Below are 23,929 nucleotides of genomic sequence, written 5' to 3'. Positions count from 1 at the left end.
TCGATGGACGAGGCGCCGATCCGGGTGTTCCTGGCTGACGACCAGGAGCTGGTGCGGGCGGGCTTTCGGATGGTGTTGGACGCTCAGGACGACATGACGGTCGTGGGCGAGGCCGGTGACGGTGCGGCGGCGCTCGCCGCCGTGCCCGCGACGCGTCCTGACGTGGTGCTGATGGACATCCGGATGCCGCGCATGGACGGCGTCGAGGCCACCCGGCGGCTGTCCGCGGTGGGCGACCGGCCGAAGGTGCTCGTGCTGACCACCTTCGACCTCGATGAGTACGCCTTCTCCGCGCTCAAGGCCGGTGCCGCCGGCTTCCTGCTCAAGGACGCCGGGCCGGCCGAGCTGCTCGCCGCGATCCGCGCGGTGCACGACGGGGACGCGGTCGTGGCGCCGAGCACCACGAGGCGGATGCTGGACCAGTTCGCCGAGCACCTTCCCGGTGGCGCGGACGAGCCTGATGCCGCGGACGCGGCGGCGCGCCTCGAGCCCCTCACCGACCGGGAGCGCGAGGTCCTCCTCGCCGTCGCCCGGGGTCTGTCCAACAGTGAGATCGCAGCCGAGCTGTTCCTGGCCGAGGCCACCGTCAAGACCCACATCGGCCGGATCCTGCACAAGCTGGGGCTCCGCGACCGGGTGCACATGGTCATCACGGCCTACGAGACCGGCCTGGTGTCCTGAGCTGCAGGTCGGTCAGGGCACGAGGGCGCGGCCACGTCGGCGAGCAGCAACCGACGAATCGTTCACACGCGGCGTGCCGCGACGTGGCACACGATTAGCGGCCGAAGCGCTTCTGTGCGGCCTGCTTCGTGACGCCGAGCGCTAGACCGATACTCAACCAGGAGTCACCGGCTTCGCGTGCTGCACGAACGGCATCGTGCAGTTCGCGCTCGGCCTGAGCCACTCCTTCCTTTGCCGCGATGATCCGGCGGAAGTGAACGGCGTCGCGAGCTTGGACCGTTGCCGGGTCAAGGTTGTCCAGCACTTTCTCGATGTCGTTGATGTTCGCTGTTGCCATGCAGATCACCTCACTTCAGGAGCTCTATCTCGGCCCGCTCGCTTGCAAACTGCCAGCGTCAAATCGATGACCACACTCTACGTGCGCGACGTTCCCGTCGAGGTGATGGCCACCCTCAAGAAGCGTGCAGCGGCAGAGGGCAAGTCACTCTCTGCCTATGTCGCGGCTGAACTCGGGCGCAGCGCGTCGCGACCCACCAACACTGAGATCGTGGAACGTCTCCGACGGCTGGATCGCAGCGAAGGGCCCACGAGCGCTGACATCCTCGATGCCCTTGCGCAGTCCCGCCGATAATCGTCGTCGACGCCTCGGCGATGGTCGAGGCGCTGGTCGGTCGGGACGTGGAGGAGGGGCAACTGGACGCACTGTCCGGCGACGAGGCGGCGCCCCTGGCCGGACGTATCTGGGATCTGCATCACCAGTACAGGAGCTACGCCGCCGCCTACCTCGCCCTGGCCGAAGCGCTCGAAAGTCCGCTGCACACTTGTGACGCCAAGCTCGACAGCGGCGGGCACAACGTCGTGGTTCACGTTCACGGGCAACATGATCTGCCGCATGGACCATCAGCGGTAGACGTTCTGCGCTCACAGTAGGGTCTGCCCATGCCTGCTCCTGGTCCGGCCACTCTGCCTCAGGCGCACGTCGTGAGGCGGGGTTCCGGGGTGCCGCTGATTGCGGTGCACGGCAACGGGGTTGATCATCGACTCCTGCTCGCCCTGGACCCTGCGCTAGACGCCGCTGGCGGGCTGGAACGCACCTACCTCGACCTTGCTGGATTCGGACGGACGCCGCGGTTGGCCGGAGTCGCCGGGCTACCCGAGTTGGCTGAGTGGCTCATCGGTCAGGTCCGCAGCCTCGTCGCGGACCGACGGTTCGCTCTTCTCGCGAACTCGCTCGGTGGGCTTCTCGCCAGAGCCGTGCAGACCGCGTTCCCGGATCAGTTGATCGGGGTCGCCTTGATCGCGCCAGTCGTCAACCCTGATGTGTCGCTTCGGACCCTGCCGGCCTTCAGGGTGATCGGGAGCGACGATGAGCTGCTGGCGTCCCTATCCGCTGAGGACCACGCCGACTTCACCGCGATGGCAGCCATGCAGACACGCGAGAGCTGGGAGTTGTTCCGGCGGTTCGCACTGCCGGGCATCCGGGCCGCCGACACCGATGCGATGGCGCGCCTGGCACAGCGGTACTTCCTGAACGACGACTCCGACGAGGTCAACGACGTAGCGCCCTTCTCCGGACACACACTGATCCTGACTGGGCGCCAGGACCACATCGTTGGCTATGAAGACCAGTTCCGTCTCGCTGCCCGGAGCTACCCGAACGCCACATACACAGCCCTGCACGGCGCCGGCCACAATGCCCATCTCGACCGCCCCGAGGCGGCAGCCGGTCTGGTGCAGCAGTGGGCAGTGCAACTACACGGCTGAGGCTCGTGTGACGCCCGGGGTCATCGTCAGTGCCCCGGAGTGGTGACTGCTTCCGCGATCTGGACCTGGCGCGTCAGGAAGGTGCGCTCATCCAGCCCTTTCCGTCGCATCCACACGGTGACCTCAGTGTTGCACTTGCTGGCGTTGCACCCACCGCACGCCGGCACGACGTTGGTGACCGTGTAGCGCCCTCCCCGGGAGATTGGCAGCATGCAGTCCTTCTGCAGTCGGGCGTCGCTCACGCCGCAGTAGGCGCAGCCGTCCCAGGCGGCCAGGAGCGCCGCCCACTGCCCGTCCGTCAGGTCCTGCACGACCTTCGCCATCCGCCGTTTGCGACGGCGTGCATAGATCGCCGACCGGCCACGCGATGCCACGGTCGAAGGCTACTCCCAGCCAGTTGGGACTCCGCGCCGTAGACGAACCCGGTGACCACCGTCGCAAGACCGTCCGCCCAGGACTGTGACGGCGGGGCCAGCCGTCGTCATACTGCAGTATGACGGGGGTGCACCTGCCGACGCACCGCACCTGACCTGCGGTCCAGCCCGCGGTCCGATGCGCCGGGTCACCCTCGGTCCGTAGCGTTCCGGTCATGACTCAGACGACGACTCAGCGGGCGCAGAACCCGGGGACCACGCTGGCCGCGAGCGCCATCGACCTCACCAAGACCTACGGCCACGGGGAGACGGCGGTGCGTGCCCTCGACGGGGTGTCCGTGGGCATCGAGGCCGGCCGGTTCACCGCGATCATGGGGCCCAGCGGCTCGGGCAAGTCCACGCTGATGCACCTGCTGGCCGGGCTGGACACCCCGACGAGCGGACGGGTGTTCCTCGGCGACGCCGAGCTGACCCGGCTGACGGACACCGCCCTGACCCGGTTGCGCCGCTCGCGGGTGGGTTTCGTCTTCCAGGCGTTCAACCTCCTGCCCACCCTGACGGCGGAGCAGAACATCCGCCTGCCGCTGCAGCTCGCCGGGTCGCAGGGGGACCCGGCGTGGCTGCGGCAGGTGGTGACCGGGCTCGGCCTGGAGGACCGGCTCAGCCACCGACCCGGTGAGCTGTCCGGCGGTCAGCAGCAGCGCGTGGCGCTGGCCCGGGCGCTGGTGACCCGGCCGGACGTGATCTTCGCCGACGAGCCGACCGGCGCCCTCGACTCGACCACCGGTGCGGAGGTGCTGACCCTCCTGCGGCGCAGTGTCGACGAGTGGGGCCAGTCGGTCGTCATGGTCACCCACGACCCGGTCGCGGCGGGCTACGCCGACCGGGTCATCCTGCTGGCCGACGGCCAGGTGTCCGGGGAGATCCTCGACCCCACCGTCGAGACGGTGCTGGGGGCGCTGGCATGAGGACCGGGGGACTGGCGCTCGCCGGGTTGCGGGGGCACGCCCGACGGCTCGGCGCGACCGCACTGGCAATCATGCTCAGCGTGGCGTTCGTGGCCACCACGATGCTGGCGCTGGACGCCATGGAGCGTGGTGTCGGGGAGGCCGTCGCCGGGGACGTGGTCCACCGCGACCTGGTCCTGTTGCCCACCGAGGGCTCGGTCGGCTTCGCCGAGCTCGACGAGCTGCGTGGTGCCGACGGGTTGGTCGTGGAACAGGTGGGTGCGGAGGTGCTCGGCACGACCGACGGGGAGCCTGCGATGGCCACCACCGCACCGCGCGGCCCCGGGGTCGAGCTTGTCGAGGGCGTGCTGCCCGAGCACCCGGGGCAGGTGGCCGTGCCTCCGGAGAGCGGCCTGGACGTGGGGGACGAGGTGGCGTTCGAGCGTTACCTCGTGGAGGGGGACTCGGCGGCGGTCGAGCCGCTCTCCGTCGTGGGCATCCTCGACGTCGGCAACTCCCCCCGGTTCACCTGGCAGGACGTGCTGGTCGTCGACGAGAGCCAGTTGCGGACGTGGGAGCCGGACCTGACGCTGACCTTGGTCACCCTCGATGTCGCCGGGGCGGACGAGGCCACGGCGCGTGCCACGATCGAGTCGATCGTACCGGGCGTCGAGGTGCTGACCGGCACGGAGGCGGCTGACCTGCTGGTGAGTCAGGCCACGGGCGGTCTGGATGTCCTGGGGCCCGTGCTGCTCGGCTTCGGTGCCGTCGCGGTGGCCACCAGCGCACTGGTGATCGCCAACACCTTCGCGATCGTGCTGGCCCAACGCACCCGGGAGCTGGCGCTGTTGCGGTGCGTCGGGGCCACCCGGTCCCAGGTGCGGCGCACGGTGCTGACCGAGGCCGGGCTGCTGGGTGTCGCAGCGGCCACGGCTGGCGTGCTGTTCGCCGTCGGCCTCACCTGGACGACGGCCTCGCTGCTGGGCGAGGTGAACCTGGGCACGCCGATCACCCTCCGCCCGGGACTCGAAGCGGTCTCCCTGCTCGTGCCGTGGGCTGTCGGGGTCGCCGTCACCCTGACGGCCGCGTGGTGGCCCACCCGCCGCGCGACCCGCATCGCTCCGATGGCTGCGCTGCAGCCGGCGAGCGCACCGGCCGTGGCGTCTCGCCCGGGCCTGGTGCGGATCGTCCTGTCGGTGCTGCTGCTGGGGGCCGGCGGCGCCGGGCTCGTGCTGGCCGCCACCTCGCACGACGTGGTGATCGGCGTGGCCGCGGGCCTGCTCAGCTTCGTCGGGGTGCTGGTGGCCGCCGTGTTCTTCGTCCCGGCCGGGATCCGCGCCCTCGGCTCGGTGCTGCGGGGGACCCCGTCCCGACTGGCGGTGGGCAACTCTGTCGCCAACCCGGCCCGCGCGGCCGCAACCAGCGCCGCGCTGCTGATCGGTGTCACCCTGATCACGATGACCTCGGTCGGGGCCGCCTCCGCGGAGCGCACGGCCGAGGACGAGATCGACCGGCAGTATCCCGCCGACGTGATGGTCTTTCCCTCCTTCGAGCTGACCGGCAACCCGTCCGACGAACCGACCGGCACGTCCTCCGACGAACCGAGTGGCAACTCCGCCGACGAACTGAGCGGCACATCCTCCGACGAACCGAGCGGCAACCCCTTCGACGCGTCTGGTGAACGGATGGTCGCGCAACCGCTCGATCGTTCCCTGACCGCCACGGTGGCCGCGCTGGACGGTGTGGCCGTGTCGGTGCCCTTCCGTGCGGGCTGGCTGGAGCTGGAGGCTCCGGACGGCAGCTGGCAGATCGAAGGCCCGGCCTACGGGCTCGATCCGGTGGCCGTCGCGCCGGCCCTGCGGGACGCCACGGCGGTGCAGGCGTTGTCTCCGGGCACGATCGGTCTGCCGGAGGACTACCTGGAGGGCAGTCCCCTGCAGGAGGGTGACACGGTCACGGTGAACGGGCCGGACGGGAGCCGGGAGGCCACCATCGTGACGCTCGGGCTGGGCGAGATCGTCCTGCCGGTCGATGACCTGGCGGCCCTGGATGCCCAGGCGGTGGAGGCCGGCATGCTGATCCGGCTCACCGACGACGCCGACATCGGGGGCGTGGTCGCCGACATCCGGCAGGCGGTGGACAACGGTGCGTGGGTCGATGGCGGCGCCGCGGCCCGCCAGGAGCTCTCCAACGCGCTGGACATCCTGGTGCTGGTGACCACCGGACTGCTCGCGGTGGCCGTGCTGATCGCCGTCGTCGGGATCGCCAACACGCTGGCGCTGTCGGTGCTGGAGCGCACCCGGGAGAACGCGCTGCTCCGTGCGCTCGGCCTGACCCGCTCGCAGCTGCGCGGCATGCTGACCGTCGAAGGAGTGTTGCTCGCTGTGGTCAGCGCCCTGCTCGGTATCGGGCTGGGCGTCACCTACGCCTGGTTCGGGGTTCGGACGCTCATACCGGACGGGACGGGCACGGTCCTGGCGTTCCCGCTGACCGAACTGGTCGTCATCCTCACGGTCGCGGTCGCGGCGGGACTGCTCGCCTCGGTGCTGCCGGCTCGGCGGGCGGCCCGGACGGCGCCCGCGGCTGGGCTGGCCGCGGTGTGAGGCCAGCCGCGAGCGCACCCGCCCAGCCACGGACTAGCACCGGCTAGCCACGGCGACGGCCCACGTGCGGCAGAGCCCGGGCTCGGCAGGGCGATCTTGGTCAGTAGCCCAGACCACCGCTCTGAGGTGCCTCGGTGATGGCCGCACCGTCGGCGTCAATGACCCACCAGACGTCGTTGACGGCCTGGCCGGTGACGTCACCCGGTGCCTGGTCCTGGGCGAAGTAGTACAGCGGCCACCCGTCATACGTCGCCTGGACGGTGCCGTCCTCGCGCTCGAACGAGCCGAGCAGGCTGTCGTCCGTGCCCTCGCCGGCGGTTGGCTCGCCCTCGAGGATGGGCCAGGCCGCGAGGCAGTCGTCGAAGCACACCGAGGTGTTCGGGCTGTCCTGGGTGAACAGGTAGAGGGTCATCCCCTCGCCGTCGACCAGGATCGTCCCCAGGTCGGTGTCGGCCGTCGCGACCACGGGCCCGGGACCCATCGCCTCGCCGCCGGTCTCCCCGGACATGTCGTCGGTGGCGGTGGACTCGTCGGTGTCCTCGGTCGTCGTCGCGTCGTCGGTCATGTCCTCCGTCGTCGTCGCGTCGTCGGTCATCTCCTCGGTGGTGGTTTCGGCCGGTGGTGTGGCATTGGTGCCAGACTGGTCTGGGTCGTCGCTCCCGCAGGCGGCCAGCGCCGTCGCGGCGATGAGCGCCGTCGCGGGCAACATCGTGCGTGTGCGGTTCATGGTTCCTCCAGTCATAGGAGTTGTCGTGGAGGGTGGTACGGCCCCGGGTGGCCGTGGAGATTGGCCAATCCCTCCGGGTCGTGCGCCCGTATCCCCTGACATGCCGCGCCTTCCGAGAGCCGACCGGGCGGCCGATGCCTCGCTGCTCGCGGGGCTGGCGCTGGCCGACCCCCAGGCGGCCGACGCGTTCGTGCGGCGGTTCCAGGGCGCCGTGTTCGGCCTGGCGCTGAGCATCACCCGGGACCCCGGGTTGGCGGAGGACGTGAGTCAGGAGGTGTTCGTGAAGGCATGGCGTGCTGCTGACAGCTACGACATCCGGCGGGCCTCGGTGCTCACCTGGCTGCTCACCATCACCCGGAACACAGCGATCGACGCCGTCCGAGCCCGGCGCCCGGTGCCCACGGACGGCGAGTTCCTCGACCAGCTCGTGGAAGACACGCTCGGCTCGCCGGACCTCGCTGAGACCACCGCCCACCGCCTCGAGACTGAGCGGGCGGTCCAGCGGCTGCACCAGCTCTCCCCGAGCCAGGCGCGCGCCGTCGTGCTCGCGGTGGTCGGCGGCTGCACCGCACGGGAGGTCAGTGAGCGTGAGCAGATCCCGCTCGGCACGGCCAAGACCCGGATCCGGGACGGTCTGCAACGCCTGCGCGCGGCCTACGCTGGCAGCGACCCGGAGGAGGTGATCCCGTGACCGAGCACGCCGGGCCCTACACCGACCACCCAGCCCCCGAGGTGCTCGTCGACCTGGCTCTCGGGCACCTCACCGGGCCCCAACGGGACGCGGTGGTGGCGCACGTCGCGGACTGCCCCGCCTGCCGCACCGACCTCGACGCGCTGTCCGTCGCCGTCGAGGCGACCCTGCCCGCGGTGCCCCGCGCGGAGCCCGGCACCGGGTTCACCGCAGCCGTGCTCGACCGGCTCGGCATGAGCGGTGGGGAACCGGCGGGTCCGCGGCCCGTTGGGCTGGTCGGTGGTCAGGCCAAGCAGGTGCCCACACCCCGCTCCCGCCGGGTGCCGCCCTGGGCGGGGGTCGCGGCCGCCGCCGTGATCGGCCTTGGGGCGGGGTCGGGCCTGACCCTGGCGCTCGGGGACGGGCTCGGGGGAGCACCCGCGACCGAGCAGCCGTCGACGGCCGATCGGCAGGCACCGACCGAGAGCCCTGGGTCGATAGGGCCCGAGGTGTCCTCCGGCGCAGCGCTGATGACTGCGGACGGTGCCCGCGTCGGGACGGTCTCCCGCAGCTGGAGCCACGGTGAGCCGATGCTGGTCGTGGACATCGCCTCGGGCGAGCCGGGGCGCAGCTATCTGTGCCGGCTGCGGCTGCTGGACGGCAGCACGCAGGACGCGGGCCAGTGGACCCTGGACGCGGACCGGCCCAACAGCTGGGTGATCGCCGACCCCGGCGTCGAGGGCGTCGACCTCGTCGCGGAGTCCGGCAACGTCTGGTCCAGCGCGACCCTGTGATGCCGAGTCACCCCGGGACCGTGTGACGCCGAGACACCCCGACCGCGACGGCTGTCGCCGATGACCTGGGCTGGCCTACCCTGTTGGCGAGGTCAGGGAAGCCAGGAGGAGGCATCGTGCGCCGGAAGCGCGGGCTGATCAGTGCTGTGGTGGCGGCTGCCGCGCTGCTGCTGGGCGGCTGCGCCGGGGGCGAGGTGTCGGCGGCGGACGTGCAGCAGAGCGTCCGCGACGGCCTGGCCACCCAGGGCATCGAGGTGCAGTCGGTCACCTGCCCCACCGGTGTCGAGGCGACCGTTGGCACCGTGGCGGTGTGCACGGTCGAACTCGTCGACGAGGACGCCTTCGGCCAGCCCGTGGACCGGGTGCGGGTCGTGGTGACCGAGGTCAGCGGCGACGAGCTCCGCTATCGGCTCGAGCCCCTGGCCGTCGGCGTCCCGGACGACCACGGTCTGACCGACGACCACACGACGACGGAGTAGAGGACCATGACCGATCCCGCAGGACGCCCCACCTTCCGCACGGCCGGCTTCCTCAAAGCCGGCTACGCCACGGACGACGTCGACGCCTTCGTGGACCAACTGTTCACCGCGCTGGCGACTGGCGCCCCGGTGCCCGACATCCTCGGGGCGCGCTTCGCGACCCGGCGCGGCGGCTACGACATGGAAGAGGTCGACAACTTCCTGGACGAGGTGACCGTCGGCCTCGGGGGGACGGAGCCGACCGAGGAGGAGCGCGCCCAGGAGCAGCAGCTGCGGGACCAGATCCGGGACCTCAAGGACCGCTACGGCCGCTGACGGGTACCGCGCACTGCGGACGCTGACCGGACCGGGCCCTGCGACCGCTGAGCGGACCGCGAGGGTGACCGTCAGGTCGACACCGCCCCAGACCGCACTACCTGCCGGTGACCTCTGCCAGCCGCTGTCGGAGCCCACTGGCCCGCTGGACCCGACGTCCGACCGCAGCCCGGACCGCGGTCTCGCTGCCGACCACCCGCACGCGGGTCCGCGCCCGGGTCACGGCGGTGTAGAAGAGCTCGCGTGTCAGCAGAGGAGACTCCTCCGGCGGCAGCAGCACGGTGATCTCCTCTGCCTGGCTGCCCTGCGCCTTGTGCACGGTCATGGCATGCATCGTCTCGACGTCGCCCAGGCGGCTGGTCCCGAAGGTCTGGTCACCCTCGCTGCCCCGCACCACCGCGACCCGACCACTGTGTCCGTCCTCCCGACGGATGGCCACGACCACCCCCGTGTCCCCGTTGAACACGCCGGTCGCGTAGTCGTTGGCCGTCACCAGCAGCGGCCGCCCGACATACATCGGGTCGTAGAGCCCGTCGCCGGTCTCCTCGGTGAGCCAGCCCTCGACCGCCCGGTTCCAGGTCCGCACACCCCACGGTCCCTCGCGGTGGGCGCACAACAGCCGGTGTGCGGCCAGCAGGTCGAGGGCTTCCAGGCTCTGGCCCGCCTGGGCCGCGCGGTAGACGCCCAGGGCGTGTCGGGTCAGCAACGGCCGCAAGTATGCCGTGGGGTCGGGATCCTCGACCCAGGTCACCTGGCCGTCGCTCCCGTGGCCGGAGCGCAGGGCGTCCAGGACTGCGTCCGCGTCGCCCACCCGCAGCGCCTCCGCGAGGGTGCCGATCTCTTCGCCGAAGCGGTGCGAGGTGCGCAGCCGGGCCACGGTCACCGGACGCGGGGGAGCGGCACCGGCTCTGGTCCCGGAACCGGCTGGGGTCCCAGAACCTGGCCGGGAGTCCTCGACGGCTTTGACCTCGACGTCCCCGGCCACCAGGTCGGCCAGCACCGCCCCGGCATCGATCGAGACGAGCTGGTTCGGGTCGCCGACCAGGATCAGCCGGGCGGTCGGGCGCAACGCCTCGAGCAACCGAGCCATGTGGGTCAGTGACACCATCGAGGTCTCGTCGATGAGGACGACGTCGTGCGGGAGGTGGTGCTCGCGGTCGTGGCGGAAGCGCGTGGAGGAGCCTGGGCGGTACCCCAGGAGCCGGTGCAGGGTGACCGCGGTGACGTCGCGGAGCGGCTCGATGGCCGCGCGGGCGGCCGGGTCGTCGGTGCGCGCCAGGATGTCCTGCAGTGCCTCGGCGACGGCCTCCTGCATCCGGGCGGCGGCCTTGCCGGTCGGAGCAGCCAGCCCAACCCGCAGCAGCTGGTCGGTGCCGGCCTGCTCGGCGAGCAGCGCGAGCACTCCTGCCACCGTGCTCGTCTTGCCGGTGCCCGGTCCGCCGGTGATGACGCTTGTCCACGAGGCCGTGGCCACCCGCGCGGCCTCGCGCTGTTCCTCCCAACCCTGCGGGAAGACGCGAGCCAGGGCGGTCTCGAGGCGCTCGGTGTCCAGCACCGGTGGTGGCTGCGCCGCCCGGGTCACCAGGTCGTGCACGACCTGGACCTCCTGGTGGTGGTAGCGCTGCAGATAGACCAGTCCGTGCTCGACGACGAGGGCGCCCTGACGGACCAGGGAGCTGTCCAGGAGCTGGCGGGTCCAGTCTGCGGAGTCCGCCCAGGGCAGGTCGGGCGGCTCGTCCAGGGTGCGCAGCGCGGGGTCCAGCTGGGACAGGTCCACGGCCACCGAGCCGGTGCGCACGGCGCGGGTCGCCAGGGCCGCAGCCACCAGCGCGGCGTCGACCGAGGACTCCTCGATCCCGCCTGCCGCCCGCGCGAGGGTGCGGGCGACGTGCAGATCCGCGGACGTCAGCAGGCACGCCGCGTTGAGCTGCCCGAGCACCCCACTGGCCCCGCGCGCGATCCGGCGGTCGTGCTCGTCGGTGGCCTCGAACAGCTCGAGCGGGGCAACGCCGGTCGGGCCGGGTGAGCCACTCGGCCCTGTTGTCGTCTCGGTCATGCCGCTCCCTCCTCGGCACCGTCCAGCAGGTCGGAGACCGCCTCCACCAGCGCGACCGGTGGCTTCCAGGAGAAGACACCACACGGGTTGCCGTCGATCTCGGGAGTCCGCGGCCCACACATCCCGCGCACATAGAGGTAGAGCACCCCGCCGAGGTGCCGTCGCGGGGTGTAGTCCCGGACCCGCCAGCGCAGGAACCGGTGAGCGACCACGGCATACAGCAGGGCCTGCAGCGGGTAGGAGGAGTGGCCCATCGCCTCGACCAGCGCCTCCGGCCGGTAGGACGCGGCAGTCAGTGGCTGCTCCGGGTCACCGAACGGTCCGAGCCAGTTCGTCTTGTAGTCCACCACCAGGTAGCGGCCGCCGGTGCGCAGGACCACGTCGACCGACCCGGTCAGGTAGCCGCGCAGGTCCTGGTCCGCCAGTGCCGGTTGTGCGTCGAGCACCTCGGCCCAGGCGCGGACGGCGTCGCCCGGCGGCAGGTGTTCGCGCAGCAGCGGAGCGAGATCACCCAGCCGTGCGCCGGAGGGACGGGCGCGCACGTCGCCGCCGCCCAGCGGCAGCTCGAAGTCGAGCTCGCACAGCCGGTCCGGTCGCCCGATCTGACGCAGGGTCGCATCGCCTGCGAGCGGCCCGAGCGGACTGTCACAGACGGCGACCAGGGCGTCGGCGAGCTCTTCCGGATCGAGGTCGACGGGCCACCACACGCGTTGTTCGTGGATGTGCTCGAGGAACTCGGCGCGCAGGTCGGGCGCCTGCGGGTCGGCGTGTTCGAGCACGCCGTGGACCAGCGAGCCGAAGGTCGCCCCGACCGGCAGATCCGCCATCGGGCTGGGCACGTCGGTGCCCGGGATGACCGCTGCCAGGCCGGGGAGTGCGGGCTCGACGGCCGCAGCCGGCTGAGGTGTGTCCGGCTCGTCGTCGCGGGGCGCGACCTCGGGCTCGCTGCCGACCCCGCCAGTGAGCTCGTGCCCCTCGGTGTCCCGTGGGGTGGACAGTGAGGTGTAGGACGTGCGCCGCCAGGTCGTGTCGATGGCCCGGTCCAGTGCGCGGATGGACAGGTGGGGCCGGGTGGCGGCGGGCGGGGCCGGTGTCGCGGTGGCGTGGTCGGCCAGCTCGAGCGTGAAGGCCCCCCGGTCGGCCCACTCCTGCAGACGAGCGGAGGCCTCCGCGTCGTTGCGCGGGACCGGGACGCTGTCGGGGACCCGGGGCTCGCCGCCCGGCTCGCGGCCGAACAGCAGTCGGTGCAGGGCGGAGTTGCCGGTGTTGTTGGTGGGTGACCACCACAGCACGACCTGGGACTGGGCGCGGGTGACGGCGACGTAGAGCAGGCGCAGGGCCTCGCCGGCGTCCTCGGCCTTGTGGCGGGCCACGGACTCGGCCCACCCCGGGTTGGCCGGGTCCTCACCGCCCACGTCGCGGCAGCGGAGCCGCTCCTCGCCGTCCTCGTGGAACAGCGGGATGGTCGGTGTCTTGCTGACCCAGCGGTCGAACAGGGCGGGGCAGTAGACGATGGGGTACTGCAGACCCTTGCTGGCGTGGATCGTCACGAGCTGCACGGCGGCGGCGTCGGAGTCCAGGCGCCGGCTGCGTGCCCCGGAGACCAGGGGCGCGTCGTCGGCCATCTGGGCCCGCAACCACTCGATGAGAGTCGCCAGGCCCAGTCGGCCGCCGCCGGAGGACTGTTGGCTGGTCTCGTGCAGCAGCTCGCCGACGTGCTGCAGGTCGGTGAGCTGACGCTCGCCGCCGACCTGTCCCAGCACCCGGGCAGGCAGGCCGCCGATGGTGAGGGACTCCAGCACGGCGGCCGCCCCCTGCTTGGCGTAGACGTCGGCGAGGCGGCGCATCCGGGCGGCGAGCTCGTCGTCCAGGTCGTCACCGCCGTTGTCCAGCTCTGCGGCGGTCAGACCCACCAGGTTGGTCAGGGCGGCGGCCCGGGTGAGCATCGAGCGGTGCGGTGCGGCCATCGCGTCGAGCAGGGCAAGCCACTCCTGAGCCGCTTCGCTGCGCAGTACGCTGGCGCCACCGGCGCTGACCGCGTGAATGCCGACCCGCCGCAGCTCGGCCTGGGCGTTGAGCAGGTCACGGCTGGCGTAGGTCAGGACCGCGACGTCCCGGGCCTGGATCGGCCGGGGCGGCAGCGGCGCGCCGGCGGCATCCTGCGCGCGCTCGTCGAAGGTGGCGCCGGAGGCCAGGAGCGCGGCGATGTCGAGTGCCAGGTCGCGCGACACGTGGGTGCGGGTCGGGCCGATCGTGGTGCTGTTGCGCAGGTGCTCCTTCTTCAGGACCTGCCGCAACCGGACGGCTCCGGGGTGGGGCAGTCCCGCGAGTCGCGAGCCGCTGTGGTGTGCCCTGACCGGCACGACGGTGATCTGCTCGTCGCCGAGGGCGGCCCCGCGCAGGGTCGCCTGGAGCGCGTCGACCACCGGTGCGTCGCTGCGGTAGTTGGTGGGCAGCGTCCGGCGCTCGCCGGCGTGCGCCTCGGCGCGCAGGTAGGTGACGACGTCGCCGCCGCGGAAGGCGTAGATCGCCTGCTTGGGGTCGCCGATCAGCACCATCGTCGCGTGGCCACGGAAGGCCTGGTCCAGGACCTCCCACTGGATCGGGTCGGTGTCCTGGAACTCGTCGACCAGCACGACCCGCCACCGGCTGCGCATCCGCTGCGCGGCCAGGGAGTCGGCATCCTGGAGGGCGCCAGCGAGCTGGGTGAGGAGGTCGTTGTAGTGCATCACCTGCAGCCGGCGCTTGCGCCGGTCGAGCTCGTCGCGCACCCGTTGGGCGAAGACCGCACGCCGCACCGGTGGGGAGGAACGGTCACCGGTGTCCGGGTCGGGCCGCAGCTGGGAGTGGATGTCCTCCACCGCGGCGCGGGCGATGCCGAGGGCCTCCTTGCGGGTGAAGAAGGGCTCCTCACGTGAGCCCACGAAACCGCGCAGGTAGAGGTCGTCCACGACCTCCACCAGCAGGTCGTCGAGGTCCTCGACCAGGTGGGCGGAGGCGTCGGAGGTGCCCGCCACCCCGAGCGAGCGCAGCACCTGGTGGCAGAACTGGTGGGTGGTGGCGATCGTCGCCTCGTCGAAGGAGGTCAGCGCGCGGCGGACCCGACCGAGCCGCAGGCTGCGTTCGACGTCGTCGACGTCCAGCAGCAGGTCGAGCAGGGGGCCGCTCCCCGCGGCTGACTTCCCGGGGTGGTGCAGCGCCCGCTCCAGCTCGACCAGCTGCTCCCGCACCCTGGCGCGCAGCTCCTGGCTGGCGGCCCGTCCGAAGGTGATGATGAGCATCTCGGTGAGCAGGGCGTGGCCCTCGGCGACGTAGCGCGCGACGAGGGCGGCGATGGTCCACGTCTTGCCGGTGCCGGCCGACGCCTCGAGCAGCACCGTCCCGGAGGGCAGCGGGTCGGTGATCGAGAAGTCGCCCACCGTGCGTTCCTGGATCACACCCACTCCCTCCGCTCCACGTCCGTGGCGATCAGCGGCTGCCAGACCCGGAACGCCAGCTGCCCGAACCGGGTGCTGAGTCCCTTGACCCACCGCTCGTCCTCGGCCGGCGTGCCCGCGACGTCGGCCAGCCTCGCCCCGGCCCCAAGGACCCGCACGAAGGCGGGGTTGTCCTGCTCGCCCGTGAAGGAGAAGGCGCCGGTGCTGCTCTTCCACGACTTCTCGGCGTCGAAGAGCGCACTGCGCTCGTCGCCACTTGCGTGGAAGGACTCGGCGAACGCGCAGGCGGTCTGCACGCCGAGCGGCAGGGGTGCGGTCATGCCCCGGTCGTACAGGTCGACGAGCTGCCCCAGCAGCGTGAGCGCGATGTCCTGCGGGACGGGACCGTGGGTGTAGTGGCCGACGCCGGGCTTGCGGCCACGTCTGAGTTGACCGACGACGTGGCTGGTGGCGTCCTCGTGGCCGGCAGCGGCCAGCGCCAGCACCGTGACCCATGAACGCAGCCGCTGCTTGGCCTTGATCGAGGAGTAGGTGCTGGTGACGACGCAGCGAGCCGACGCGTAGAGCCCGGGGACGGTCCCGATGAGACGCCGGCCGTCGGGCAACTCGACGTCGATGTCGATGCTCGAGGCGGGCCCGTCGTGGAGGGCGAGCGAGGCGAGGTGGATGCCCCGGACGTGGCCGGAGATCTCGTCCAGCACCGCGCGGCCGAGCTCGCCGGGCGGCACGCTCCCGCGCCAGAGCTCGTGCTGCCGTGCGCGCTCGGGCGGCGTGCCGTCGAGCACCGCCCGCAGCATCCGGTCCCCGATCTGCCACCTCTCCAGCCCGTCCAGATCGATCGGGATGCCCTCGGAGGGCTCCTCCGGCTCGTCCGGGAGGAGCAGACCGAGGCGCTGGCGCAGGAAGGCCTGGGCCGGTTGGGCCAGGAATCGCTGGAGGTCCTCGAGCGCGAGGTCCCGAGCTGCCAGCGGGGGCAGGGGCTCGGGCAGCAGGGCGGCGGACACGGGCTCGGACGCGGGCTCGGACACCGCAGGGGGCTCCGCGCGCCGCGCCTGGTGCGCCCGGCCGCCGGCGAGCGCGGCGGGGTCGAAGCTGAACGGCTGGTCACCGGGCAGGAGGGCGGGCTCACCGGGGACGGTGGCCCCGAGGTTGCGGGCGTCGTAGGGCTGCAACGGGTGCCGGCGCACGAGCGGGGGCGCACCGGCGGGACGTTGGGCAGTCTCCGCCAGGGTGTCCAGCAGCTCACCCAGCGGCACGGCCGGCGGGCGCTCGGCCCCGCTGTGCTCGTCAGCGCCGGTGTAGGTGATGACCAGCGTCTGCCTGGCGGCCATGACCGCGTCGAGGAGCAGCTGCCGGTCCTCGGCGCGGGTGTCACGCTCGCCGGTCACGGGCGTGCGGGCCAGGGCGTCGTCGCCGTCCGGGGTGGTGGTGCGCGGGAAGATGCCGTCGTCCATCCCGACGAGGGCCACCACCTTGTGCGGCACGGAACGCATCGGCACCATCGTGCAGACCGTCAGCGTGCCGGTGCGGAAGCTGGTGCGGGTGGCCCGGCCCGTGACGTGCTCCTCGAGAAGGGCGCGGACATCGGAGAGCGCCAACTCGGTGGAGCTGGTGCCGCGTCGCGCGGACGCCTCGATCCGGGCCAGCTCGCGCTCCAGCTGGGTCACCTGCCAGGCGTCCGTGGCGGTGGTGGTGGCCAGCCCCAGTACGCCGGCCCGCAGCGTGCGGCTCCAGTCGCCCGCCTGCCGGCAGCCGTGCAGCGCGGTGAGGGTCGAGCCGAGTCGCTCCACCAACTCGGCGAGCCGCCCGGCGAGATCGATGTCGCCACTGTCCAGGTCGTCCAGCGCCACGGTCTGCCCGAGGTGCGTGAGGTCCCTGCCGTCCAGGGCGGCGCCGGTGAGGACCCGGTCCAGCCCGGTGCGCCAGGTGTTCTGCGGGAACCTCCCCAGGTCGTAGGTCGCCCGGTGCTCGGCGTCCAGCCCCCACCGGACCGCCACGTCCTCGACCCACCCGGCGATCCGGTCCAGGCTGTCGTCGTCCAGGCCGAAGCGTCGCCGGACCGGCTCAGAGCGGGCCAGGTCGAGCACCTCGCTCGCCGTCAACCGTCCACCCGCGAGCTCCACCAGGCGGGCGGCCAGCGCGAGCAGGGGGTTCGTATGCCGTGGGGCCCGGTCCGCGAGCATCACCCGCAGCCGGTGGGCCGGGTGCCCGTCGCCGGACTCCTCGCGCACCACCTCGCCCAGCCCGAAGCCGGCGTGGACCAGCGGGGCGTAGGCGTCGATGTCCGGGCACATGACGAGGATGTCGCGCGGCTCGAGGTCGGGGTCGTCCTGCAGCAGGGCGCTGAGCACGTCACGCAGCACCTGCACCTGTCGGCCGCGGCCGTGGCAGGCGTGCACCTGGACGGAGTCGTCGCCCACCGCCAGGACCCGGCCCGCGGCCTCGGCGGCGGTGGGGACGTAGTCACGCGCCACGTCATACTGCAGCCACTGGAGCAGCGACCCAGGTGCCGAGTCACCGGGGGCGGGCCCGGGCGTGCCGGGCGCGGGCAGGAGCGCGCCCAGGCGGGCATCACGCGCACCGGTGGGAGCGAGGGAGCGTTGCAGCTCGCGGGCGTCCCGGCCCAGGGAGGCCAGCAGGGGGTGGTTGACGTGGTCCACGGACGGGTCGTCTGCGCGCAGGACCGGGCCCTCGGCGACGACCCCCGACAGGGCGTCCCAGGCGGCCGGGGAGGCCTGCGGCAGCCAGAGGTGCACGTCGCGGTGCTCGCCGAGCGCGGCGATCACCTCGATCTCGCTGGCCGCGATGCGGGTGTGGCCGAACAGCGAGAGGCGGCCGGGCAGCTCGAGCCCCGCGGGGTCGCCACCGCCGCGCAGCGCCGCCACCACCTGCTGGTGCCGGACGTCGGGCGGCGTGGCGTCGACGAGCTCGAGCACGGCCCGCCACAGGTGGGGCTGCCAGGCCAGGTCGTCGGGCAGAATCGCGCCCAGGCCGTCCCCGGCGCCTCCCGCGCGCCAGTCGGCGATGAGGGCGGGCCGCTGCACGGCATACGAGGAGAAGAGTCCTGCCAGCCTGCGGGCCACGGCATAACGCCGTCCGCGGCGGAGCCCGCGCTCGGTCTCTTCGGCCTCGCCCGCCGCCCCGAGGTGGATGGCCAGGGCGCTGGCCCAGCTCTCCTGGAGGGACTCGTCGATCGCCTGGAGCACGGGCCAGGCCACCTGCTCGGGGTGCCACGGGTCGTCCCGCTCGATGCCCAGCACCAGGGAGACCAGGGAGTGCGGGTTGAGGAAACGCACCCCCGCGCAGACCCCGTCGCCGCGTCCCGCGCCGGCGCCCAGCCGGTGCGACAGGCGCTGGGCCAGCCACCGCTCGACGCCCTTGGCGGGCACCGCGACGACCTCCTGCGCGAACGGGTCCTCCAGCGGCGTCGACAGGAGCTCGGCGAGGCCGTCGGCGAGCACGTCGGTGCTCACCGCGCGGTGCACGAACAAGGTCATGACCCTGACCCTATGAGCCGGGGCTGACAACGTGGCCACTCGGCACGGGACCCGCCGCGGGTCTGTGCGTCACGACGGCCCACCAAGCATCGCTGTGGACAACGGCCCCGTCGGAGGTTGCCGTCCGAGACACTTCGAGGGACATTCCGTCGACGACCGTGTCCGGAGTGGTGAATCGTGGCTACGCTAGGTCGAATGCACAGCGCCATCAGCAGGCAGTCGCTCGAGCGGCTCGTCGCAGCAGGCCGCGTGTCACCCGGACGCCGTCACGGGCGAAGGCCGCCGCCCGTCGAGGTCGCCGGGAGCGTGAGCGACCTCGTGGCGGAGCAGAGGCGGTGATCGACTACGTCGACACCTCCGCTCGGGGAGCTCGACGAGGACGTGGGGGTGACGGTCAGAGTGCTCGGACCAGCAGCTCGTCCTGCTCCACCTCGTGGTGGACGGTGCCGTCGGCGTCGACCCAGTCGTACTCACTGGTGTCCACCGCCCCGGTCCGCCGGTAGCCCAGCCGCTCGTAGAGCCGCGCCGCGCCGTCGTTCTCGAGCCCGACGCCCACGGCCACCTGGCGTCGACCACGCGCGAGGCACAGCTCCTCCGCGGCCGCGATGATCGCCGTGCCCACGCCGCGACCGCGGTGCTCCTCGCGCACCTGCAGGTGGTTGACCTCCACCGCCTCCGGATAGGCGTCGCGAGCCGCGGCCCCCACCGGCCCTCCCCACTGGACCTTCGCCGACCCGAGCGGCTCGTCGCCGGACCACGCGACGAGGAAGGTCGCCGCGGCATGCTCCTGGGCACGCAGGTGAGCGGCGTGGACGTCACCGGGCACCGGCCAGCGCTCCTCCAGGTGCGGCAGATCCGCCGACGTCACCTGCCGGACCGTGACGCCAGCCATCTCAGCGGACCCGCACCACGGTGCCACCGGTGACTGACACCAGCTGGTCGAAGGTCAGCTCGACGACCGTGTCCGGGGTGCCGCCGGCCGCCCAGATCGTGTCGTGCGCCCGCAGGTCCTCGTCGACCAGCGCCCGCAGCCGGCTCGGGTGGCCGGTCGGCGCGACTCCACCGATCGCCTGGCCGGTCGCCGCCCGCACGTCCGGGGCCTTGGCCATCGTCACCTCCGACACCCCGGCCGCCTCGGCGACGACGGCCGGGTCGATGCGCGCGGCGCCGCTGGACATCACCAGCAGCGGCTCGCCGTCAGCCAGCAGCACCAGGCTGTTGGCGATCGCGGCGACCTCACAACCCAGCTGGTCGGCGGCCAGCGCGGCGGTGCGGGCGTGCACGTCGAGCACGACGATCGGGGAGTCGACACCGGCCTCCAGCAGCGCGGCGCGGACCTCTTCGTTGCGGGGGTGCATGCCGAGAGTATGCCGTCACGCACCTCCGCGGGTGGCCTGCGGGTGCCCACTTGTCCTGCCTTCCGGCAGCGTTGCGGCGTGTCGACGAGATGGCACGCCCAGGCACGTCGGTGGCAGAAGCGCTACCGTCATGTGTCATGGACGTGATCCCGCAGAAGGTTCTCCGTAACCAGGTGGGAGAGGTGCTGCGGCGGGTCGAGGCAGGGGAGTCTTTCACCGTGACCGTCGCGGGTCGACCAGTGGCAGGGTTGTCCCCGGCCCACCGCCGTCAGTGGGTGACTGGGTCCGCCCTGGCCCGTGTGTGGAACGGGCCTGCCCCGCGGGCCGTGGAGGCCGATGTGGCTGCCCTGGACGCCGCAGTCATCGACCCGTTTGCGTGATGCGGACTCGACGTCCGTCGAGCAGCAAGTTGCGTCCCGCCTGACTCGGAGCGCCGGGACCGACCGTCTGAGACGGCGCAGAGCACGGGCCTGCCGGGGACGTGACACTGGTGCGCCGCGTGCACCAACGGCAACTTTGGTGCAGCGTGTGCACCAGCGGCAACCCTGGTGCAGCGTCTGCACCAGCGGCAACCCTGGTGCAGCGTGTGCACCACCAGCGACTCTGGTGCATACGGTGCACCGATGTCACGTCCCCGGAGAGCGCCCTTTGACCAGCGCGAGGCCGTGGCCGAGGACCGGGTCAGTGCCGGCCAGCATCACAGCAGCTGAGCCAGGAGCAATGCGGCGCGAGCGGCGCCATCGGTCTCCACGGCCAGCCCGCGCGTCTCACGCCGCAGCTCCTTGGCCATCGCCTCGGCGAGGTGGTCGGGGTCGGAGGCGTCGGCATACTCCACGCAGGTCCCGGCGCCGTAGCGCTCGAGGCGGTGCCGGACGTGGACGTTCTGCTCGAAGTGGTGCTGCAGGGGGACATACAGGAAGGGCCGGTCCGCGGCCGCCAGCTCCATGCAGGTGGTGAGCCCGCCCTGCACCACGGCCAGGTCGCACGCCGCGAGCTCACGGTAGAGGTCGGGCAGGTAGCCGCGGTAGGTCACGCCCCGCCGCCGCGGCAGGCTGGCAGGGTCGAGCCGAGGACCGGTCACCACGAGGAAGTGCAGGTCGGGGACCAGACGGCGGGCGGCCGGGACGGCGTCCAGGACCCGCCGCAGCAGCGACCCGCCGACACCCGACCCGCCGACGGTGACCACACAGAGCAGGTCGTCCTCACCCACGCGCAGGCGTCGCCTGGTCGCGGCCCGCTCGGCCTCGGTCGGCGGCACGAACCCGGTGACGTAGCCGGCGAAGTCGAAGTTCTCCTTGGTCCACGCGCGGATGCCCGGCAGCCCCGGCCCGAACGGCAGGTCCACGACGTCCTCCGCCGAGCCGACGAAGACCGACGCGTCCCGCACCCGCCTATAGCGCGCCCGCTGCTCGATCATCTCGGCGTTGTAGTCCGTCGTCAGCGCCTCCTCTTCCGCGCCACCGTCGGGCATCGGCACCCACCCCACGAAGTCCGTCATCCAGGCGAAGCTGAACCGCTTGAGCTCGGGGTTCTCGTGCAGGAAGTAGTCCACGTCCCACGCCTCGTCGCCCACCACCAGGTCGTAGCTGCCCTCCTCCACGACGTCCGCGAAGACCATGAAGTTGTTGACCATGATCTCGTCCATCCGCCGGATCGCCTGGAACGCGTGCAGGTCGTGCTCGCCGGACTCCTCCTCGATGTGCGAGGACTCGTTGGCCAGCCATGCGCACGCCGGGTGCACCCGCTCGCCGGCGTCCCGCAGCACACGGGTCACTGGTTCCTGGGTGAGCCAGCCGATCTCCAGGTCAGGATGGTGCCGCCGCAGCTCGCCGGCCACGGCCAGGTCGCGGCGGCAGTGCCCCAGACCGATCGGGGAGGACAGGTAGAGCGCTCGGCGCGGTCTGCTGCGGGCCCGCACCCAGGTGCGCGTCGTGCCTGTGCTGGACGTGCCGGTGCTGGAGGTGTCCGTGCTGGACGTGCCGGTGCTGGAGGTGCCCGTGCTGGACGTGCCTGTGCTGGAGGTGTCCGTGCTCAGCACGAACTCCTTGAGCAGCCGGTTGATCATGACCGGGTCCCGCACGTGCGGCGCGTGCCCGCTGCCCTCGGCGACCACCAGTCGCCCGCCGGTCCACGCGGCCAGGCGCTCGCCGTTGCGCCACGGCCGGATCCGGTCCACCCGGCCCTCGACCACCAGGGTCGGGCACTGCACCCGGCGACACAGCTCCTCCATCACGGCTGCGCCGCCGTCACGCTGGAGGGCCAGGATGGTGTCCACCATCCGCAGCGGGTCGGCGCCGTCGGCCCACCGGATCGCGTCCTCGAGCGGCTTCGTCGAGTGCGGCTCGGGGAACATCCGGTCGAAGAAGAATCGGACGAAGTCGTGCCAGCCTCCCTCCGTCCAGTGGTGCAGGTTGTACTTCTCCCATCCCTGCGGGTCCGGGTGACGTGCGTCGAAGGGGTCGGCGCGGACCTCGTCCCTGATCCCGCCGCCGGACGAGGCCAGCAGGACCAGGCCGCTCACCCGCTCGGGCTGCTCGGCGGCGAGCCGGGCGGCCCACGGGCCACCCATGGAGAACCCCACGAGGACGGCCTGCGTGACCTCCACCTCGTCCATCACCGCCAGCACGTCGGCGGCCATCTCCGTGGCGAGATAGGCGTCCGGCCCACGCGGCTGGTCACCGTTGGGACTGCCCCGTCCCTCAATCGTCACGACCCGGAAGTCGCGGGCCAGGGTGGGCACCTGGTGCTTCCAGATCCGGGACGGGACGATCGACCAGGTCGGCAGCAGCACGACGGTCGGCGTGCGGGACTCGCCGTGCACGGCATACGGGATCCGGACGCCGTCCCGCACCGCGGTCCCGGTGCGGTCCGGCGGCCAGGGAGGACTCGGGTCGCTCCGGCCCATCTGCCCAGTATGCGCCCGGTCCGGGACGGTGAGGAGGGTCAACGGCGGATCTCCATGACCCGGTTGAACGGGGTCTGGGCGACCGTGCCGAACCGGGTGAAGCCGGCGGCTGTCGCGACGTCGCGGATCCTGGCCGGTCCGGCCTGGGTGCCGAGGGCCAGCCCGACGTCCTGGGAGAGCGAGGCGGGGGTGCACAGCAGGGTCGAGAAGCCGTAGTAGGCCCGGCCGACCGGGTTGAGGTTGTCCTCGACGTGCTCACCGGCCATCGGCTCGACCACCATCCAGGTCCCGTCCGGCTGCAGCGCCTGGTGCACCTGCTCGGCGGCACCCACGGGGTCACCCATGTCGTGGAGACAGTCAAACATGGTGATCAGGTCGAAGTCCCCGCTGGGGAGCGACTGGGCGGTGGCGACCGCGAACCGCACCCGGTCCGCGACCCCCGCGTCCTGGGCCCGCTGCCGGGCGATGGCGATCGACTCCGGGTGGTAGTCGTAGCCGATGAACCGGGACTGCGGGAATGCGTGCGCCATCAGCACGGTGGACGACCCGTGGCCGCAGCCGATGTCGGCGACATGTGCCCCGGCCCGGAGCTTGTCGACGACCCCGTCGAGGGCCGGGAGCCACTCCTGGACCAGGTGGGCGTGATAGCTCGGGCGGAAGAAGCGCTCGCAGCCGAGGTGCACGTCGGTGACGTGCTCGTGCCAGCCGAAGCCGGCGCCGTTGCGGGCCGCGGCGAGTATGTGGTCCATGTCGTGCACGGTGCCCAGCGCGATCTGAAAGAGGCCGGGCAGGAACGCTGGGCTGTCCTCCACGGTGAGCGCCACGGCCTGCTCCGCCGGGAGCGTGTAGCGCCCCGCCCCCGGGTCGTAGGTCACGAAGTTGCCCGCCGCCTGGGCGTTGAGCCACTCCCGGGCGTAGGGCTCGGCCGTCCCCGTCCGCTGCGCCAGCTCGCCCGGCGTGCTCGCGCCGTGCGCGGCCAGGTCACGGTAGTAGCCGAGCTTGTCGCCCAGCACGACGAGTGCCGCGTTGAGTGTCGCGCCCACCTCGTCCACGGCGCGGAAGACGAACGCCATGAGGGCGTCCATGTCGATCTCCGGCGCTGCTTCGGCCGAAGTGGAGGGTGCCGTGGTCGTGGTTGCCGTGGTGGTGGTTGGCGTGGTGGAGGTGACCGTGGTCGTGGTTGGCGTGGTGGGACTGGTGTCGGTGCTCATCGGTGAGCCTCCTTCGGGGTCGGTATGCCGCAAGGCTGCGTCCCGCGGACCCCTCACCGCGTCCGGTGCCCCACCTAGTCCGCACCCATTCTTGGGGAGGTTGTGTACGCC

General features: G+C 72.3%; 21 protein-coding genes. 11 read left to right on the top strand and 10 right to left on the bottom strand.

The genetic code is table 11. The annotated features are described in order from the left end of the window. Positions 1-3: 3 nt before the first annotated feature. A complete protein-coding gene (locus tag MWU75_RS11820; RefSeq protein WP_247091218.1) occupies positions 4-681 on the top strand; it encodes a response regulator transcription factor in 678 nt (225 codons plus the stop codon). 94 nt (positions 682-775) lie between these two features. Here the strand turns inward: MWU75_RS11820 and MWU75_RS11815 are convergent, their stop codons facing one another. Beyond that, positions 776-1,018 (bottom strand): hypothetical protein, encoded by a 243-nt coding sequence (locus MWU75_RS11815; RefSeq protein ID WP_247090878.1) that lies wholly within the window; start codon positions 1,016-1,018, stop codon positions 776-778. A 66-nt stretch (positions 1,019-1,084) separates the two neighbouring features. On the opposite strand from MWU75_RS11815, the gene MWU75_RS11810 reads away from it, so the two are divergent. The 3 genes from MWU75_RS11810 to MWU75_RS11800 all read left to right on the top strand — a co-directional run bounded on the left by MWU75_RS11810 (position 1,085) and on the right by MWU75_RS11800 (position 2,445). Beyond that, positions 1,085-1,312, top strand: coding sequence for an antitoxin (locus MWU75_RS11810; RefSeq protein ID WP_247090876.1), 228 nt, complete (start codon positions 1,085-1,087; stop codon positions 1,310-1,312). Between the two features lie 20 nt (positions 1,313-1,332). After that, positions 1,333-1,611, top strand: coding sequence for a hypothetical protein (locus MWU75_RS11805; protein WP_247090874.1), 279 nt, complete (start codon positions 1,333-1,335; stop codon positions 1,609-1,611). A gap of 69 nt (positions 1,612-1,680) precedes the next feature. Further along, positions 1,681-2,445: an alpha/beta hydrolase gene (locus MWU75_RS11800; protein WP_247090872.1), complete on the top strand. Its 765-nt coding sequence runs from the start codon at positions 1,681-1,683 to the stop codon at positions 2,443-2,445. A 26-nt stretch (positions 2,446-2,471) separates the two neighbouring features. Here the strand turns inward: MWU75_RS11800 and MWU75_RS11795 are convergent, their stop codons facing one another. After that, positions 2,472-2,819 carry an HNH endonuclease gene (locus MWU75_RS11795; protein WP_247090870.1) on the bottom strand — a complete coding sequence of 116 codons (348 nt, stop codon included), beginning with the start codon at positions 2,817-2,819 and terminating at the stop codon, positions 2,472-2,474. 215 nt (positions 2,820-3,034) lie between these two features. Here MWU75_RS11795 and MWU75_RS11790 point away from each other — a divergent pair, with 215 nt between their 5' ends. Together MWU75_RS11790 and MWU75_RS11785 are read left to right on the top strand one after the other, a co-directional pair. Next, positions 3,035-3,787, top strand: coding sequence for an ABC transporter ATP-binding protein (locus MWU75_RS11790; RefSeq protein ID WP_247090868.1), 753 nt, complete (start codon positions 3,035-3,037; stop codon positions 3,785-3,787). Then, entirely contained in the window at positions 3,784-6,369 is a 2,586-nt protein-coding gene (locus tag MWU75_RS11785; protein WP_247090866.1) for an FtsX-like permease family protein, read from the top strand. The genes MWU75_RS11790 and MWU75_RS11785 overlap by 4 nt, the downstream gene beginning before the upstream one ends. 100 nt (positions 6,370-6,469) lie before the next feature. Here MWU75_RS11785 and MWU75_RS11780 read toward each other — a convergent pair whose 3' ends face one another. Continuing rightward, the gene (locus MWU75_RS11780) at positions 6,470-7,096 is read right to left on the bottom strand and encodes a hypothetical protein (protein ID WP_247090864.1); all 627 of its coding nucleotides are present in this window, start codon (positions 7,094-7,096) and stop codon (positions 6,470-6,472) included. A gap of 100 nt (positions 7,097-7,196) precedes the next feature. Between MWU75_RS11780 and MWU75_RS11775 the strand changes: the two genes are divergently transcribed. The 4 genes from MWU75_RS11775 to MWU75_RS11760 all read left to right on the top strand — a co-directional run bounded on the left by MWU75_RS11775 (position 7,197) and on the right by MWU75_RS11760 (position 9,354). Continuing rightward, positions 7,197-7,787 carry a sigma-70 family RNA polymerase sigma factor gene (locus tag MWU75_RS11775; RefSeq protein WP_247090862.1) on the top strand — a complete coding sequence of 197 codons (591 nt, stop codon included), beginning with the start codon at positions 7,197-7,199 and terminating at the stop codon, positions 7,785-7,787. After that, positions 7,784-8,560 carry a hypothetical protein gene (locus MWU75_RS11770; RefSeq protein ID WP_247090861.1) on the top strand — a complete coding sequence of 259 codons (777 nt, stop codon included), beginning with the start codon at positions 7,784-7,786 and terminating at the stop codon, positions 8,558-8,560. The genes MWU75_RS11775 and MWU75_RS11770 overlap by 4 nt, the downstream gene beginning before the upstream one ends. A gap of 116 nt (positions 8,561-8,676) precedes the next feature. Beyond that, positions 8,677-9,039 (top strand): DUF4333 domain-containing protein, encoded by a 363-nt coding sequence (locus MWU75_RS11765; protein WP_247090857.1) that lies wholly within the window; start codon positions 8,677-8,679, stop codon positions 9,037-9,039. A gap of 6 nt (positions 9,040-9,045) precedes the next feature. Continuing rightward, positions 9,046-9,354: a DivIVA domain-containing protein gene (locus tag MWU75_RS11760; protein ID WP_247090855.1), complete on the top strand. Its 309-nt coding sequence runs from the start codon at positions 9,046-9,048 to the stop codon at positions 9,352-9,354. Positions 9,355-9,451: 97 nt separating this feature from the next. Here the strand turns inward: MWU75_RS11760 and recD are convergent, their stop codons facing one another. The 5 genes from recD to MWU75_RS11735 all read right to left on the bottom strand — a co-directional run bounded on the left by recD (position 9,452) and on the right by MWU75_RS11735 (position 19,702). Further along, positions 9,452-11,410 (bottom strand): exodeoxyribonuclease V subunit alpha, encoded by a 1,959-nt coding sequence (recD, locus tag MWU75_RS11755; RefSeq protein WP_247090853.1) that lies wholly within the window; start codon positions 11,408-11,410, stop codon positions 9,452-9,454. After that, positions 11,407-14,847, bottom strand: coding sequence for a UvrD-helicase domain-containing protein (locus MWU75_RS11750; RefSeq protein ID WP_247090851.1), 3,441 nt, complete (start codon positions 14,845-14,847; stop codon positions 11,407-11,409). The genes recD and MWU75_RS11750 overlap by 4 nt, the downstream gene beginning before the upstream one ends. Then, positions 14,844-18,344, bottom strand: a complete 3,501-nt coding sequence (recC, locus tag MWU75_RS11745) for an exodeoxyribonuclease V subunit gamma (RefSeq protein WP_247090849.1) — start codon at positions 18,342-18,344, stop codon at positions 14,844-14,846. The genes MWU75_RS11750 and recC overlap by 4 nt, the downstream gene beginning before the upstream one ends. 394 nt (positions 18,345-18,738) lie before the next feature. Continuing rightward, positions 18,739-19,212, bottom strand: coding sequence for a GNAT family N-acetyltransferase (locus tag MWU75_RS11740; RefSeq protein WP_247090847.1), 474 nt, complete (start codon positions 19,210-19,212; stop codon positions 18,739-18,741). Positions 19,213-19,237: 25 nt separating this feature from the next. Next, complete coding sequence (locus MWU75_RS11735) at positions 19,238-19,702, bottom strand: YbaK/EbsC family protein (protein ID WP_247090845.1); 465 nt, start codon at positions 19,700-19,702, stop codon at positions 19,238-19,240. A 137-nt stretch (positions 19,703-19,839) separates the two neighbouring features. On the opposite strand from MWU75_RS11735, the gene MWU75_RS11730 reads away from it, so the two are divergent. Next, positions 19,840-20,082 carry a type II toxin-antitoxin system prevent-host-death family antitoxin gene (locus tag MWU75_RS11730; RefSeq protein WP_247090843.1) on the top strand — a complete coding sequence of 81 codons (243 nt, stop codon included), beginning with the start codon at positions 19,840-19,842 and terminating at the stop codon, positions 20,080-20,082. Between the two features lie 317 nt (positions 20,083-20,399). Here MWU75_RS11730 and MWU75_RS11725 read toward each other — a convergent pair whose 3' ends face one another. Next, the gene (locus MWU75_RS11725; RefSeq protein ID WP_247090841.1) at positions 20,400-22,607 is read right to left on the bottom strand and encodes an alpha/beta fold hydrolase; all 2,208 of its coding nucleotides are present in this window, start codon (positions 22,605-22,607) and stop codon (positions 20,400-20,402) included. Positions 22,608-22,645: 38 nt separating this feature from the next. After that, positions 22,646-23,818 (bottom strand): class I SAM-dependent methyltransferase, encoded by a 1,173-nt coding sequence (locus tag MWU75_RS11720; protein ID WP_247090833.1) that lies wholly within the window; start codon positions 23,816-23,818, stop codon positions 22,646-22,648. Positions 23,819-23,929: the final 111 nt, after the last annotated feature.

Origin of the sequence: Ornithinimicrobium sp. F0845 (genome assembly GCF_023015765.1) — a bacterium.
Classification (GTDB): domain Bacteria; phylum Actinomycetota; class Actinomycetes; order Actinomycetales; family Dermatophilaceae; genus Ornithinicoccus.
The sequence above is the reverse complement of the archived record's forward strand: the minus strand, read 5'-3'. Positions and strand labels throughout refer to the sequence as shown.